Genomic DNA, 14,846 nt, shown 5'->3' on the forward strand with positions numbered 1-14,846 from the left:
ATCTGATCACGCTGTCACGATGCCTTCTTCATTCGCTTCTTTTGCTCGTTCCGTGGCATGGAAGGTGAGTCATAATCGACGATCGTCCGTGTCACACCGGAGGTTTGATCACGCTCAATATCCTTGTACAGCGATTCCACCGTGCTCCGGACAAATGTCCTCGACGTTCCTTCTCCGTGCTGCCGCTGAGTCAGCTCGATAAACAGCCCGCTGTTCAGAAAAAGGGGATAGGTGAAGCGCTGCTTGAGCGGTCCGAAGCCATCCCTCCCCTCTTTCACCGGCCCACTGAACTGCACGCCATGCGCCTCCCACTCTCGGCACACCGTTTCGATATCGTCGACCTCGAGGGCCACATGCTGGACGCCCTGTCCGTACCGTTCTATGAATTCATTGATTTGAGACTTTCGGATCTTGTCTCTCCCCTGCATCAGAGCAATCTTGGCGGTTCCGCGCTGGACGACAACGGTATCCATCGAAGACGTGTCGCTTCCCACGTCTTTGGCAGACCAGATCACCTCGAACCCGAGAATCTTGGCAAATATGAATTCCGCGGTTGCCAGATCGTCGACACAGAGAGTGACGTGATCAAAACCCGTGTTCTGTTTCATAGCGCCTCCGCATCGCCCTCAAGAACCTCTCTTTTATAGTATTATTATATTGCCTGATTAAATATTACTATTTTTCTTATGCTATGACAAGATGCTTTATGTAGCGATGTTTAATTGCAATGCTTCACGCTACTAATTGTTGTAGAAGTCCATAATTGCACAGTATTGCCGTAATGATATAGAATTGCTATTATCCTGGCGGGCAAGACCGGCTTCGCCAAGAACCTCGGAGGTGCCTATGACTTTCTACCAAGAAATGAGGCAACTCGTCCTGCGACATGGAGCCATCAACAATTCCTACCTTGGCCGCTTTCGTTCCGGAGACCTCACCGACGGCGAACTCAAAGAATTTGCCGTGGAGTTCTACAACTTCGCCAGATTTTTCCCGCAAGTTCTCGTCGCTCAGCTCGTGAATACCGAAGATGAACAGATCGCCGACGAGCTGACGAAAGTGCTGTACTCGGAATTGGGTGACGGAGAGACTCGGCGCCGCCACGAGCTGCTGTACCGTGACTTTTTGCGGTCTCTAGGGATCGATATTCACGACGCGATGACCCGCTCCATGCTGCCTTCAACTCGCGCCTATATCGAAGGGATGGAGAGGCTCTACAGTGATGGCAATCATGCAAAAGCCTTGGGCGCCTCATTCGGCCTTGAAAATATGGCCATCACGATGTGGGATCATCTGATCCCGGGTCTCCTGCACTTGAAAACCCTTCGCCACCCGCAAATGGACCTGACCTATTTCACCTTTCACCGGCAGCTGGAGCAGAGTCATGAAGAAGCCATGAAACAAGCCGTTCAAGTCATGGATGGTGAACCAGGGTCGGCGACTTTCGCGGTTCAGCAGGAACAAGACTTCCAAGAGGGTGTGAAGGCCGTGTTGAACTATCTGGAAGGATTTTGGCTGGGACTCGAAAAGCGGCGATCCGGCAACATCCGACAGTCTGCACAGACTGACGTGCGAATGACGGTCACTTAGCAGTACCGATGATGGACATGTGATGGGAGATTGGAGCCGGGATACAACTCTTTGCGGAGGAACCGCCGGTGGAGTGCTTCACTTCCCCCAGACCGCCCCTAAATATGAGGTCATCCTATGATGAGGCCAGCATGACGGAAATCGCGGAATACTTCGAATTGGTCAAGGGGCGGTACGGATTGAGCAGTGATTACGCCTTGGCGGAGAAACTGGGAATCGCTCAGCCGGAAGCCAACCTGATGCGCCGAGGGCTCAAAGTCCCCAAGCCGGAATTGTGCATCAAGATCGCTAAACTCCTGAACAAGAATCCAGTAGAACTCCTCCTGATCGCTCAAAAAGACAAAGCCCCGAAACAGGCCAAAGAGTACTGGACCCTGGCGCAGACCGCCGTCGGAGTCATGCTCCACGTCCCGAAGAGCCCGAAATACATTCCACGCAAAGTAGCAGCCATCGGACAAGAACTCCGCCAGCTTGAAACACAGACGTTGCTCTACGAAGGCGCCGAAGCAAATGCGGAAGCCGTTCGGCTCGTCCAAACCGCGGAACAATCCATGGACGCCATCATGGAGCGATGGAACATCTGGAAAAAGGGAGAGGCCTTATACCCAAGCTACCTGTTGGCCAACCAAGCGGCGGTCAAGCGAGGGGTCACGATTCGCCGCCTCATAGTCCTGACACGCGAACAGATGCGACAAGAATCGGTCGTCACGGATGCCATCCAGGTCATGGATGACCAATATCGGGCGGGCATCAAGATCTTCTTTGCGTTTCGTGAAGAGCTTGAACGGGCGGCCGCCTTTCAACGTTTCGAGGAAGATTACAGGCAACAAGGGGCCGCGCGGGATCTCAATACCGCCATCTTTGACAGAGAGATTCTGATCTTTTCCCGATCCTACGGGCAAGTCCAGCTCGGCATGGTGTCGCCCACCATACCGATTACGATGATCAACCAACTGGAAATCACGTGGAAGCCGGAGTTGTTGCGGGACCTCGATCCGGCTCCGCTCTTCGACATGACCCGATACGTGTTCGAATTTTGCGAACCCCGGGCTTTCAAGATGGAACTGGAGCGATTCATGAGGTCGGTTGCATGAAATTCCCTTCCGAGCCGTTCAAAATCAAGGTGGTGGAGCCCATTCGTCACACGACTCGCGAAGAGCGCGACAGGCTCCTGCGCACCGCCGGCTACAATCTGTTTCAGGTCCCAGCAGAGAGTGTGTATGTCGATCTCTTGACCGATAGCGGCACAGCGGCCATGAGCGACCGGCAATGGGCCGGCCTGATGTTAGGGGACGAGTCTTATGCCGGCAGCAGAAACTACTACCATCTGGAAGAAACAGTCCGGTCAATCTTCGGTTATAAGCACGTCATTCCGACTCATCAGGGGCGTATGGCGGAAAATCTTCTCTTCTCCGTCATCCTGAAGCCGGGCACGTATGTCCCGAACAATATTCATTTCGATACCACACGTGCCAACGTCGAGCATCAACGGGCGCACGCCCTCGATCTGGTCATCAAGGAAGCATACGACCCGCACAGCGAGTTGCCCTTCAAGGGGAATATGGATCTTAGTCGGCTCGAAGAAACGATTCATCGCGTGGGCCGTGAACACATTCCACTCGTGATGATCACCATCACCAATAACAGCGGCGGCGGCCAACCGGTCTCGATGGAGAATATCCGTCAAACCCGGAGATTGCTCAATCGGTATGACATTCCTCTGTTCTTTGACGCCTGTCGATTCGCCGAAAATTGCTACTTCATCAAGGAACGTGAACAAGGATACGCCGACCGGTCTATTGCCGACATCGCCCGTGAACTCTTTTCTTACGGGGACGGTTGTACGATGTCGGCCAAGAAGGACGGGCTTGTCAATATCGGAGGCTTTCTAAGCTTGAACAACGATCAGTGGTCCCAAGAGATCACCAATATGCTGATCTTGGTGGAAGGCTTTCCGACGTATGGCGGCCTGGCAGGCAGAGATCTCGAGGCAATGGCCCAAGGACTTCAAGAAGTGCTGGATGAGGACTATCTCCGTTTCCGAATCGGGCAGGTTCGATACTTGGGCGAGCTCCTCAACCAATCCGGCGTCCCGATCCTCAAGCCGATCGGCGGCCATGCGGTCTACCTCAACGCGAAAGAATTTCTCCCTCACATTCCCCGAATCGAATTTCCCGGGCAAGCGCTGGCCGTCGCTCTGTACCGGGATTACGGCATTCGAGGTGTTGAGATCGGCACCCTCATGTTTGGGAAAAAGGATCCAATGACTGGCGAGACCATTCATCCCGAATTGGAGATGGTCAGACTCGCCCTGCCTCGGCGTGTCTATACGAACATGCAGATCACCTATGTCGCGGAGTCCATCATCGAATTGTATCAAAGACGCGAGCTGATCCACGGCCTCTCGTTGACCTATGAGGCGCCGATGTTGCGCCATTTTACGGCGCGCTTTGCCGAGCTGGACGCGTCACCGTCTCTGGAACCGATGACTGTCTAAGGAAACATCATGGCCGCTCTGTTCAAGGGGTTCGAACGGATCGAGGAGGCCCGGGAGCGGTTGGCAGGCCGGAGTTTTATGGTGGGGCTATTCGCAGGAAGGCCCGACTTTTCGCTCCTCCTCATGCCGGAAGAGTCGCCGGAAGAGAAGGCTTCCTGGGAAGCATTTTGCCCACGCCTGGAAACCTTTCTCAAGACGCATGTCGATCCCGATGAAATCGAACGGACCGCGAGAATCCCCGACTCTGTCCTGAAGGGACTCTTCGCGATCGGCGCCTTCGGCATGAAGATTCCCCGACAGTATGGCGGGCTTGGATTCTCGTACACGAACTATGGCCGCGCGCTCATGCTCATGGCGAGCTGGAGTAATGCGCTGGCTCTCACCGTCGCCGTGCCGCAATCGATCGGTATCGCGATGCCGATCCTCATGTTCGGCAACGAGGAGCAGCGCCGCACGTACCTTCCGCTTGTGGCGCGGGAGGCAATATCGGCTTTCGCTCTCACGGAACCGATTACCGGATCCGACGCCGCAAACATTGCAACGGAAGCCGTCCTAGATTCCAGCGGAGCAGCGTTTGTCGTGAACGGCGAAAAACTATGGTGCACGAACGGCCCCATCGCCCGCTACGTGACGTTGATCGCGCGGGTACCGGCCAAACGGAAAGAGCAGAATGGGCAGACGAGGTGGGAACCGGTTCCCACCGGCGAAAGAGCAGACGATTACGTACACACCGCCTTCATCCTCGATATGCGCACGCCCGGTGTTCATATCCAACAGCACTGCCAGTTCGAGGGATGCCGGGGCATCGAGAATGCTCACATGACGTTCACGGATGTTCACGTCCCGACCGGGAATGTCATCGGTGAGGTCGGCCGAGGGCTTAAGTACGCGCTGACCATCCTCAACGTGGGCCGCGCGGTCAGCATCCCTGCCATTTGCTTGGGCATGGCCAAACAAGCTTGGCAACCCACACTCGATCGGGCCAACCAGAGGGTCACCTTCCAGAAGCCTCTGGGAACCAGGCAGACGCAACGCATCAGGCTAGGCCGCATGGCTTCGAACCTCTTCGCGATGGAGGCCCTCGCGTTCACGGCATGGCGAATGGCCGATCAGCACACGTTTGACGTCCGGATCGAAGCGGCTCTGGCCAAGCTGTTCTGCTCCGAGAGAACTATCCAGGTCTTAAAAGACGCCCAAGTGATCTTCGGAGGGATGGGATACGAAACAGCCCATTCCAAGTGGGTCCGGGGAGAGCCTGCGTTCGGTATCGAGCAGCTGGTCCGCGATGCGGAGATGTACCGAATCGGAGAAGGGGCCACGGATATCCTGCGACCATTCGTCGCTCGCGAGGGTCTCAACATGCATCTCGAAAAAGCCGGACATCTCTTCGACGAACGAGCGACGGGCGTTCGTCAATTCATCGAGTTGTGGGGACTCCTGAAATTCTATTCTTCTTGGTACATAAGCCAATGGAGAAGTCGCCGACTACCGCCACGCCCGGAATTCCAACACTCGAATGTCCGCTCCAAGCTGCTTTTCGTGGAACGTGCGAGCCGTCGACTGGCGCGGACGATCTTTTATGCCATGCTGCTTCATCGGAAGACGCTTCAAGACGATCAGGGTCGGCAAAACCGGATCGAGATGATCGGAGAAGATCTTCTGGTGATCGCAGCCACGGCGCTGTACGCCGACACGCGGGAATGGATCGCTGCGCATTCGGACGTTTGGGAACTCGTGGAGGAATGCTTTCGAGAAGCAACGGACCGGATCGCTCACAACACTCAAGGATTGATTCGCAATCAGGACGCAGAGGTGGCATCCATCGGGAGCAAGGCCCTTAGCGGTCGATATGCTTCACTTACCGATGGAATCATACGGCGCGCTCTTCAAGACTACGTGAGGCGGGAGAGAGCCTTGAGGCCCGATGAAGAACATATGCGTAAGGTGGTGTGATTCCCAGGGGACGTTCGAGGAAAGCGTTCGGACACGGTCATCCATCACAAGATTCATCACAGCAAAGCTCAACGCATGCGTGCCTGGTTGATGGATTCCTATAACGGAGTTGGCCAGTTGCGGCTCGGCGAGGTGCCCGATCCTCAGCCCGGGCCGGCAGAGGTACGGCTGAAGGTGCGGTATGCCTCGCTCAATCCGGCGGATGCCTTTCTGGCACAAGGACTGTATCCGGCCAAACCCGTCCTGCCTCATATTCTCGGGCGTGACGGCGTGGGCGATGTCGAGATCGTGGGATCGCGTGTGGACAACATTCGTAGGGGTGACACAGTTGGAATTCTGCGCTGTGAAGCGGGAGTGGAAATCCCAGGAACCCTGGCTGAGAAAGTCGTGGTTCCTGCTGACAGTCTCGCCCGTATCCCCGCCGGTTGGTCTCTCGAAGAAATGGCCGGCGCCCCGCTCGTCTTCTTAACCGCCTGGCAGGCCTTGACTCAGTGGAACGATCCACCGGCTCCGCCACCAGAGGGGTCGGTTCTCCTCGTGACCGGCGCGTCGGGTGGAGTCGGCGTGGCATCGGTGATGCTCGGAAAATCGATGGGTCTGGTCGTCGTAGGGCTATCGCGCGATGCAGAGAAGAGAGCCAAGTTGAACACGCTAGGAACGGACTTTGTGTTCGATCCTGCGGCCAACAACCTTGTGCAATCTGTCTCTGCGGCGATCCACCCCAAGAGAGTGGACCTGGCTATCGACTGCGTCGGCGGTAAGCTGCTCCCTCACGTCATCGCGCTTCTCGGCCATCGTGGTCGAATCAGCATCGTCGGCCGGAGCGGAGGCGTAGTCCCAGAGTTCAATCCAGCGACCTTATTGTTCCGGCGCCTTCGCATCGGCGGCGTCGCCGTTGGAGACTACACACGTCAGGCCGCACAGGCAGCGTGGGAACACATCGTCGGTCGGCTGAAGGCGATCGGACGCCGTCCGCAGGTGGACAGCGTGGTCCCATTCGAAGCCGTCATGATGGGATTCTCGCGACTCGCGCAGGGCCCAATGGGAAAAGTAGTGATACGGGTGGCCGACTAGCATGGCTCTAGATGGCTTGAGTGAAACGGGCTCTGCAACGAGAGGGCCGAGCCCGTCACCGTTCTATTCCTTCCACCCTTCTATCCAATTCCCGACATAATACGAGAGCATCACCACGCACAGCATGATGAATACATGTTCCGCAATCACCGTCCAGGGTGCGATTCCTTGGGTTCGCGCCAGGAAGAAACTAAGGACGGCAATCAGGAAAAGGCCCCAGAGGATGCTTGCAAGAATCGCGATCGGAAGGGGGGCGGCGAGCACCGGCACGATGAAGCTCAAAGCGATGATAAATTTTGCGACGAACGTCGCGATTGTCGACTCCCAAACATGTACGGTCGAACCGGTGTTCTTCGATTCTTCCGAGAGATGGATACCCATCGCGTCCGACAGAGAATCAGCGATGGCAATGGTGAGAATCCCGCCGAGAACAACGGCTTTCGAATGGGTACCCGAGTCCAGCCCCACCATCAGTCCAATGGTGGTAATAACGCCGGAGGTCAAACCGAACGTAAACCCGGTCTTGACTGATGACTTAACACGCCAAGTCTTGATCACGGCATCACTGCGATTGTCATTACACCTTCCCGCAGAGAGAATCTCTCAAAGTTGCCATGAAGCTTCCTCGATCTAGGCATTTTCCGTCCGAAAAAGAGAGAGCCTCCATAGCCAGGATCGAGCAAGCCCAGTGCCATGTCTATTTATCGACCAGTCCAGATATTATCCGAATAATCCAATCATCGGAAGCATATCGCTGTAGCCTTTTGCCCCAAGGTTGGGATCTTGTCACCATCCTCCTCCATAGTCATGAGTCTTGCCGAGGCTTGCTTCTGCTCTCAATTCCACCCTCATGCTTGTACAGACAGTCGCAAGGGTATGACTTCTGTCTCATTGGGACTCCACATCGGCCCCGCTCGCTGACAATATGCACTCGACATCTTCCATCACCCCTGATACTGTGCCGCCGCGGTATCCAGATATCAGCGACAAATTCGAAGCCATGATCGGTTTTTAGGAGAGAACACTGCGGTTCGGTCGTACCAGGATTGTGAATGCTGTGATGAGACTGGTCAGCTCCGTGGTCCTTCTCACACTGACGATAGCGGGCGTGCTTTCTATGCCTCCGCACGGAAAAGCGACGTCTCGATCCGCATCAGATCGGATGGCAAAGGGAAAACAGGTCTACCTTAAGCATTGCGCCGGATGTCATGGCTCCGAGGGAAAAGGAGACGGGTATAAACTCCTCGGTGCCGATCCGGCCAACCTTACATCGCCGGCGACACAACACAAGTCGGATGCGGCCCTTCTCACCTCCATACATGAAGGAAAAGCAACCATGCCTTCATGGAACATTCGCCTGTCTCAGCAGGACGCGCGCGATGTGCTCGTGTATGTACGGACTCTCGCCAAGTAGCCATACGCGAAACTGAATCAGAGACTGCTCGGTTCTGGAGACCGTCTTCATCTGAGAATAGTGTTCAAGCGCCGAAGAGATGCTCCGCCGGATCGCAGACGGACAGAAGCATTCACGATAATACGTGCCGGCGGATGATCCAGGCGCATGCCTCTGCCGAACCTACCTGCCTGCGTCAGGCGTCTTTCCGTCCACCGGTTCAACTCGCACTACGGAGACCTTGTATTCAGGACATTTGGAGCTTTCATCTGCGCTGGACGAAAGCAGGCTGTTCACATCCGAGCCGGGGAAATGAAAGCTGGTGAATAATTCGCCCGGCCGCATGCGCGTGCTGGGCCGAATCGGCAGAACGGCCGCGCTTCGAGGACTCACAAGGCGTACCATCTGATCTCGATCCAACCCCAGGCGAGCACAATCGTCGGGATGCATTTCAAGCACGTCACGGTCTACCAAGTTGATGAGAGGGGTTCTCCTCGTCTGTGCGCCGCAATTGTAATGCTCCAAAATACGCCCGGTGATCAGCACGAACGGATAGTCCTCGTCGGGCAGTTCACCCGGCGGGAGATAATCCACGCCGACAAAGCGACCTTTGCCTCTGGGAAAACTGTCCGCATGCATGAGTGTTGTCCCCGGATGAGTGTCGTCGAGCACCGGCCACTGTAAACCGTCCGGCTGGTCCAATCGTTCATACGTCACACCGGCCAATATCGGGCTGAGCGCCGCCATTTCCTTCATGATCTCGGAAGGATGTCCATAATGCATCGGATATCCCATTCGACGGGAGACTTCGCAGACCACTTGCCAGTCCGGAAGGATGCCGTGAGGCGGGTCCACCGCCTTTCTGATGCGCTGAATGCGCCGCTCCAAGTTGGTAAAGGTTCCATCTTTTTCCAGGAATGACGCGCCGGGGAGCACAAGATGGGCAAATTTCGCGGTCTCGCTCATAAAGAGATCCTGCACCACGAGAAACTCGATCCGCGACAGAGCCTCTCTCACTTTTTTGAGATTCGGATCGGTCTGCGCCACGTCATAGCCTACAATCCACAGCGCCTTCAGCCGTCCATCGAGCGCCGCGTCCCACATGTCCGGAATCTTCATGCCTCGTTTGCTCGGCAAAGGCTTTCCCGTGATGGACTCGTGCCGCGCCGCCACCACGGGATCGCTCAAGGATTGATAGGCGACGAAGTGCGTCGGCAGGCAGCCGGAGTCCGAAGCCCCTTGTACATTGTTTTGTCCTCTCAAGGGGTTGATGCCGGTGCCGGGCCTCGCGATGTTGCCCGTTGCCAGGGCAAGATCGCACAGCGCCATGACCCCGTGACTGCCCCAGCGATGCTCCGTCATCCCCAGACCATGAAGGGCAAGCGCCGCCCCGCTCTGGGCATACATCCTGGCCGCACGGCGAATGTCATGGGCAGGCACATCGGTCAGCCGCTCGACAGCCTCCGGCGGATAGGCTTTTACCGTCGCGAGCCAATCCTCAACCCCCTCGGTACGCCCGGCGATGAAGCGCTGATCGAGCAAGCCTTCCCCGGCAATCACGTGCCCGAGACCATTGAGGAGCGCCACGTTGGTGCCGGGCCGCAATTGCAGGTGAATCGTGGCTACTTTCGCGATTTCAGTACGCCGCGGATCGATGACTATGAACGGCACGCCCCGTCGGGCTAGCTGCAGCAGCTTTGCGCCAAGGACCGGATGCGACTCAGTCGGATTTGCACCGACAACGAGAATCAGCTTGGCGTCGTCCAGATCGCGAATCGAGTTGGTGGCCGCGGAGGCGCCGAGCGTCTCCATCATACCCGTCACGGTCGCGCTGTGGCAGACTCGGGCACAGTTATCGATATGGTTCGTGCCCATGACGCAACGAATGAACTTCCCGAACAGATAATTCTCTTCATTGGTCCCGCGGCTTGAGGAAATAGCGGCGACCCCATCCGGGCCGGTTGTCTCCTTGATCCGGCTGAACGAGTGGGCCACGAGATCCAGCGCCTGCTCCCATCTGATGGCTTTCCAACCATCACCTTCACGGAGTAGCGGCGTCTGAATTCGATCGTCGGCATCGTTGTACATCCACCCGAACCGGCCTTTCAGGCAGGCATGGCCATGATTGGTCGGGCCATCGTCGGCCGGTACCATGGTTACGATACGGCTATCTCGAACACCGGCGTGGAAGGTGCATCCGACTCCGCAGTACGCACACGTCGTGCGGACTTGGCGAGTGGCAGGACCGTGCTCGAGCACGGTCTTTTCAGATAGAGCCCCCGTTGGACATTCTTTGACGCAAGCCCCGCAGGAGACGCAATTGGAGTCGGCAATCCGGCTGTGCCCGCCGGCGCCGATAGCCCCGCCCCATCCCGGCCTCACCGCGAATCCGCTCCGAATCATGGAGACGGCGCGCGCGGGCTGTATCTCATCGCAGGCCCGCACGCACCTGGCGCATGAAATGCATTTGGCGTTGTCGAATGTAAAGAAGGGGTTGGACTCATCACGGATCTGATCGCGTTGTACGCCGACCGGATATCGAACATCGGTCACTCCGTAAAGTTCCGCCAAACGGGTCAGTTCGCCAAGAGACTCAGTGGTTGGGCGCTCGGATAAATAGAGTTCGATCACGTTCCGCCGATGCCGGGTCAGCTGAGGGCTTTCCGTCGCAACGACCATCCCATCACGGACCGGCATCGAACATGTCGCATGGAAGCCCTTCACGCCCTCGATTTCCGCGAGGCACAGTCGACAGGATCCGTACGGAGCGAGATGCGCCGACGCACACAGACTAGGAATCGCAATGCCGGCTCGAATGGCGGTTTGATAGATGGTATCGCCCTGTTCAGCAATAACCCGTCTTTCATTGATGGTGATCTCGGGCATCGATATCACGCGTCGGCCTGGTCCAGCCTGTTTCGGAACTCCCGTCCGAAGTGTTCGATCGCGGTGAGGACGGGATAGGGGCCGCGCGCGCCATGCGCGCACAGACTGGTCGCTTTCATAGTCTCGCCGAGATCCGCCAGCAATTCCAGATCCGCCGGTGTCCCCTGGCCCCGTTCAATGCGCTCCAATAGTTCACGGCTCCTGACAGATCCGATTCGACATGGGCTGCATGTCCCGCACGATTCCTCAGCGGTAAAGGTCATATAGTGCCGTGCGAGCTCCACCATGTCAGTCTGGTCGTCAAAGACGACGATGCCGCCATGCCCCAATACGGCGCCTGCATCGTTGAAGGCATCAAAGCAGAGATGAATATCGAGTTGGGATTCGGGAAACAGACTGCCTAGCGGGCCGCCGACCTGTACGGCCTTGAAACGACCTCCGTCCGCCATGCCGCCGCCGAACCGCTCCAGCACCTCGCGAAGCGTCGAACCGAACGGAATTTCAATGAGGCCAGGCTGCCGGATACGGCCTCCGAGTTGCAGTGCCACCGTTCCCTTTGATCGTTCCGTACCCAGAGCCGCATGCCAGGCCGCCCCCCGGGAGACAATTTCAGTGACCGTCGCAAATGTCAGCACATTGCTGACGACGGTCGGCTTCCCATAGAGACCCGCAACGGCGGGATATGGCGGGCGGACCTTCACCATGCCGCGGCCGCCCTCAAGCGAAGAGAGCAGCGCTGTTTCCTCACCGCAGACATATGATCCTGCTCCGCGAAATACTTCCAAGCGAAACGGTCGCCCCTCGACTGCCAGCGCTCCTGCCCGCTCAGCCTCAGAAATGGCGGCACGCATGGCCCCGGCGGCAGCCGGATATTCCCAGCGGCAATAGATATAGCCGCAATCCGCCCCAATGGCCTTGGCGCAGATCAGCATGCCTTCGATGAGCCGAAACGGCTCTCCTTCCATGATCATGCGATCACAGTAGGTCCCGGCATCGCCCTCGTCCGCGTTGGCGACGACGTACTTCTGATCCGACGCGGTCCGCCGCGCGATGTCCCATTTATTCCAGACCGGGAACGCAGCGCCGCCCCGTCCACGCAAGCCGGAGGCTTTCATCTCTTGGATGATCGTTTCCGGTGACCAGCCTGCGGCACGATCGGCAGCCTGCCAGCCCCCATCTGCACGGTACTGCGTGAGAGAGAGCGGCTCGGCTTGACCGAATCGGCTGAAGACGAACCGCTGCTGTTGCGCCAGGAACGGCACATCCGACAGTTGCACACCGCCGATGCCTGCCCGGATGCGTGGCAAATCGCCCGGCGTCGCTCGAGGCCAGAGGAGACGCCCGGCCGGGCCATCGCATTCCACGAGCGGTTCCAAGAAAAAGGCCCCGCGACTCGATGTTCGAATCAGCTGCAGGTCGGGTTCTCTTTCCCAGGCATGTGCAAGTCGATCAGCGCCGGCTGCTCGCGCCGAGGTATCGTTGGAAAGATACAGCGTCGTGATCATAGCTGCGGACAGGTGCGGTTGTCCTACGGATGGCTCTGGAGAATCGTGTGTAATTCTTCCGGGCCAACCCGGCCATAGATTTGCTCGTCCGCCATCACGGTTGGCCCCACCGCGCAATTGCCAAGGCAGTAGACCCGTTCAATCGTGAGCCGTCCATCAGAAGTGGTCTGTCCTAGACCGGCACCAACGTCATGGCACAGTGACTCGAGCAGAGCCGCCGATCGATTCGCCACACACGCTTCTCCGAGGCAAACACGAACGACGTGGCGGCCTCGGGGAACGCTATACAGATCGGGATAATATGACAGCACGCCTGCCACATCGGCTTCAGTGACTGCAAGTGCATCGGCGATCAACGGTACGGCTTCTGCCTGCACATATCCGAAGGCCTCTTGGACTGCCAACAAGGCACTGAGGATGTGTGCCCGGCGGCCTGGCTCCGGACGGTGCGCGCTCAACAGGACAGTGAGTGCCCCTCTGACTCGCTCCGTCAATGCGCCACCCCTTCACGCGTCACGCTGCGTATCCACAGTCCATTCATCTTCATCGCGGAGTTTCCTTCTCTGGTGGGAGTACGTTGAGTAGTGCCGGGAGCGGGACCGTGAGGACCGGACAGCCTGCGGTTCTCACGACTTTTTCCGCCGTGCTCCCAAAAAACAGCTTATCGACGCTGCCTGCGCGGACCCCATAAGTGCCCATGACAATCAGATCGATGGGCTGGGTGCGAGCTACTTTAGCAATCTCTACAAACGGAGATCCTTCCAGAATGAGTCTGGTGCAGTTCGCGCCTTTGGCTTCGCCGGATTCCATGAGGCGGCGTAGGTTTACTCGTGCGTGATGCCGAAGCCGCCGGCGTTGACTCGCAACGTCGGACGGAACTGTGGAGAGCCCTACACGCTGGATGGTAGCCACTATGCTCGTGTCGATCACATGCAGAACGAGGACCTCCGAGCCCGACATGCGCGCAAGACGGCACCCGATCCGAAACGCCTCGTTCGAACAGGGGGAAAAGTCGACCGGCAACAAGATCTGATTGAACAGGGTCGTCTCACCCATCGACCTTCCTCCAGCTCACATGACTGAGCAAGCACGATGCCTACGGCTTTAACCGCTGCTGCTTGAAATAAATCCGGCCAAAATGAATAGGCCGCACGTTTGTTTAGGCTCGCCGGGGCTGGCTGCCACAGTTCGCAAAAGAATGCTGTGGCAGAAATCGTCATTCCCAAAGTTTTGGACATGTGCCTGGAACCCTGCCGACACTCTTTGGGTCGCCGGTACACTGGACGGGGGGTACGATACCAATTGAATTTCATGTGCGTAACGAATACCACCGGCGGGCGAGGAACCGAGCTGGTGCAATCTAGTCTGTCGAGATCGCGTCTGAGCGGTGCAAAATTCAGGCGTGTTTAAGCGGCTTTGCGGCTATGGGCAAGAGAAAAGAGTCTGTCAGTCACTTCTATGCTCTGTCTGATCTTCTGAGCCAGGGCTCTGCCTTTTACGGTCAGCCGCAGCAGGAGTGTTCTCCTGTTTTTGTGGGTCTGTGTTTTGTGTAGCCATCCTTTTCGCTGACTGAGTTGTATGGTCTCGACCATGGATGGGTTTTCAATGCACAGCGCCGACGCGATCTCGAGCAATTTGCACTGAGGGTGCCGATCAAGATAGAGCAACATACCGGCCTCTACGGGAGAGACACCAAGGGCCCGCAAACGGTGACGGAACAAGCCTTGAAGACGAAGAACCGTTTCGAGAGTCGAAAGCTTGCTGGCGTTCGTTTGAGGAGCCATTTCGGAAGTATAGCTTGAAAAAGGAGGCATACAAAGAAATAACCTGCATTTGAATCTGGGACCATTCCCCGCCCAGCCGGCACACGGCATCTTGAGTAAAGGAAATGAATCCGTACCCGTTCTTCACTCGCTGGTCGTTTGCCGAAAGGTCGATTCGTTCCAGC

General features: G+C 57.1%; 13 protein-coding genes. 6 read left to right on the plus strand and 7 right to left on the minus strand.

Features of this window, described 5'->3' with window-relative positions; all coding sequences use genetic code 11:
• Positions 1-14: 14 nt before the first annotated feature.
• Entirely contained in the window at positions 15-608 is a 594-nt protein-coding gene (locus H8K03_06905; GenBank protein ID UVT21625.1) for a VOC family protein, read from the minus strand.
• Positions 609-846: 238 nt separating this feature from the next.
• Between H8K03_06905 and H8K03_06910 the strand changes: the two genes are divergently transcribed.
• The 5 genes from H8K03_06910 (at position 847) to H8K03_06930 (ending at position 7,114) form a co-directional block, all read left to right on the plus strand.
• On the plus strand, positions 847-1,590 hold the full coding sequence (locus H8K03_06910; GenBank protein ID UVT21626.1) for an iron-containing redox enzyme family protein: 744 nt from the start codon (positions 847-849) through the stop codon (positions 1,588-1,590).
• Between the two features lie 131 nt (positions 1,591-1,721).
• Positions 1,722-2,684 carry a helix-turn-helix transcriptional regulator gene (locus H8K03_06915; GenBank protein UVT21627.1) on the plus strand — a complete coding sequence of 321 codons (963 nt, stop codon included), beginning with the start codon at positions 1,722-1,724 and terminating at the stop codon, positions 2,682-2,684.
• Positions 2,681-4,087, plus strand: coding sequence for a tryptophanase (locus H8K03_06920; GenBank protein UVT21628.1), 1,407 nt, complete (start codon positions 2,681-2,683; stop codon positions 4,085-4,087). The genes H8K03_06915 and H8K03_06920 overlap by 4 nt, the downstream gene beginning before the upstream one ends.
• A 9-nt stretch (positions 4,088-4,096) precedes the next feature.
• On the plus strand, positions 4,097-6,040 hold the full coding sequence (locus H8K03_06925; GenBank protein ID UVT21629.1) for an acyl-CoA dehydrogenase family protein: 1,944 nt from the start codon (positions 4,097-4,099) through the stop codon (positions 6,038-6,040).
• A 75-nt stretch (positions 6,041-6,115) separates the two neighbouring features.
• Positions 6,116-7,114, plus strand: a complete 999-nt coding sequence (locus H8K03_06930) for a zinc-binding alcohol dehydrogenase family protein (GenBank protein ID UVT21630.1) — start codon at positions 6,116-6,118, stop codon at positions 7,112-7,114.
• A gap of 63 nt (positions 7,115-7,177) precedes the next feature.
• Here the strand turns inward: H8K03_06930 and H8K03_06935 are convergent, their stop codons facing one another.
• Positions 7,178-7,669, minus strand: coding sequence for a hypothetical protein (locus H8K03_06935; GenBank protein ID UVT22399.1), 492 nt, complete (start codon positions 7,667-7,669; stop codon positions 7,178-7,180).
• A gap of 505 nt (positions 7,670-8,174) precedes the next feature.
• Between H8K03_06935 and H8K03_06940 the strand changes: the two genes are divergently transcribed.
• Entirely contained in the window at positions 8,175-8,528 is a 354-nt protein-coding gene (locus H8K03_06940; protein ID UVT21631.1) for a cytochrome c, read from the plus strand.
• Positions 8,529-8,690: 162 nt separating this feature from the next.
• Here H8K03_06940 and fdhF read toward each other — a convergent pair whose 3' ends face one another.
• The 5 genes from fdhF to H8K03_06965 form a co-directional block, all read right to left on the minus strand.
• Positions 8,691-11,393 (minus strand): formate dehydrogenase subunit alpha, encoded by a 2,703-nt coding sequence (gene fdhF, locus H8K03_06945; GenBank protein ID UVT21632.1) that lies wholly within the window; start codon positions 11,391-11,393, stop codon positions 8,691-8,693.
• A 5-nt stretch (positions 11,394-11,398) separates the two neighbouring features.
• Entirely contained in the window at positions 11,399-12,898 is a 1,500-nt protein-coding gene (locus H8K03_06950) for an SLBB domain-containing protein (protein UVT21633.1), read from the minus strand.
• Between the two features lie 23 nt (positions 12,899-12,921).
• Entirely contained in the window at positions 12,922-13,392 is a 471-nt protein-coding gene (locus tag H8K03_06955; protein UVT21634.1) for an NAD(P)H-dependent oxidoreductase subunit E, read from the minus strand.
• Between the two features lie 49 nt (positions 13,393-13,441).
• Positions 13,442-13,954 (minus strand): universal stress protein, encoded by a 513-nt coding sequence (locus tag H8K03_06960; protein UVT21635.1) that lies wholly within the window; start codon positions 13,952-13,954, stop codon positions 13,442-13,444.
• A gap of 350 nt (positions 13,955-14,304) precedes the next feature.
• Complete coding sequence (locus H8K03_06965) at positions 14,305-14,712, minus strand: hypothetical protein (GenBank protein UVT21636.1); 408 nt, start codon at positions 14,710-14,712, stop codon at positions 14,305-14,307.
• Positions 14,713-14,846 lie beyond the last annotated feature (134 nt).

The sequence above is a fragment of the Nitrospira sp. genome, from assembly GCA_024760545.1.
Lineage (GTDB): Bacteria > Nitrospirota > Nitrospiria > Nitrospirales > Nitrospiraceae > Nitrospira_D.

Coding starts and splice junctions, on each gene's coding strand:
- H8K03_06950 (UVT21633.1), bottom strand. CDS start 12,898: ATGATCACGACGCTGTATCTTTCCAACGATACCTCGGCGCGAGCAGCC.
- H8K03_06965 (UVT21636.1), bottom strand. CDS start 14,712: ATGCCTCCTTTTTCAAGCTATACTTCCGAAATGGCTCCTCAAACGAAC.
- H8K03_06910 (UVT21626.1), top strand. CDS start 847: ATGACTTTCTACCAAGAAATGAGGCAACTCGTCCTGCGACATGGAGCC.
- H8K03_06920 (UVT21628.1), top strand. CDS start 2,681: ATGAAATTCCCTTCCGAGCCGTTCAAAATCAAGGTGGTGGAGCCCATT.
- H8K03_06940 (UVT21631.1), top strand. CDS start 8,175: ATGAGACTGGTCAGCTCCGTGGTCCTTCTCACACTGACGATAGCGGGC.
- H8K03_06960 (UVT21635.1), bottom strand. CDS start 13,954: ATGGGTGAGACGACCCTGTTCAATCAGATCTTGTTGCCGGTCGACTTT.
- H8K03_06905 (UVT21625.1), bottom strand. CDS start 608: ATGAAACAGAACACGGGTTTTGATCACGTCACTCTCTGTGTCGACGAT.
- H8K03_06930 (UVT21630.1), top strand. CDS start 6,116: ATGCGTGCCTGGTTGATGGATTCCTATAACGGAGTTGGCCAGTTGCGG.
- H8K03_06915 (UVT21627.1), top strand. CDS start 1,722: ATGACGGAAATCGCGGAATACTTCGAATTGGTCAAGGGGCGGTACGGA.
- fdhF (UVT21632.1), bottom strand. CDS start 11,393: ATGCCCGAGATCACCATCAATGAAAGACGGGTTATTGCTGAACAGGGC.
- H8K03_06925 (UVT21629.1), top strand. CDS start 4,097: ATGGCCGCTCTGTTCAAGGGGTTCGAACGGATCGAGGAGGCCCGGGAG.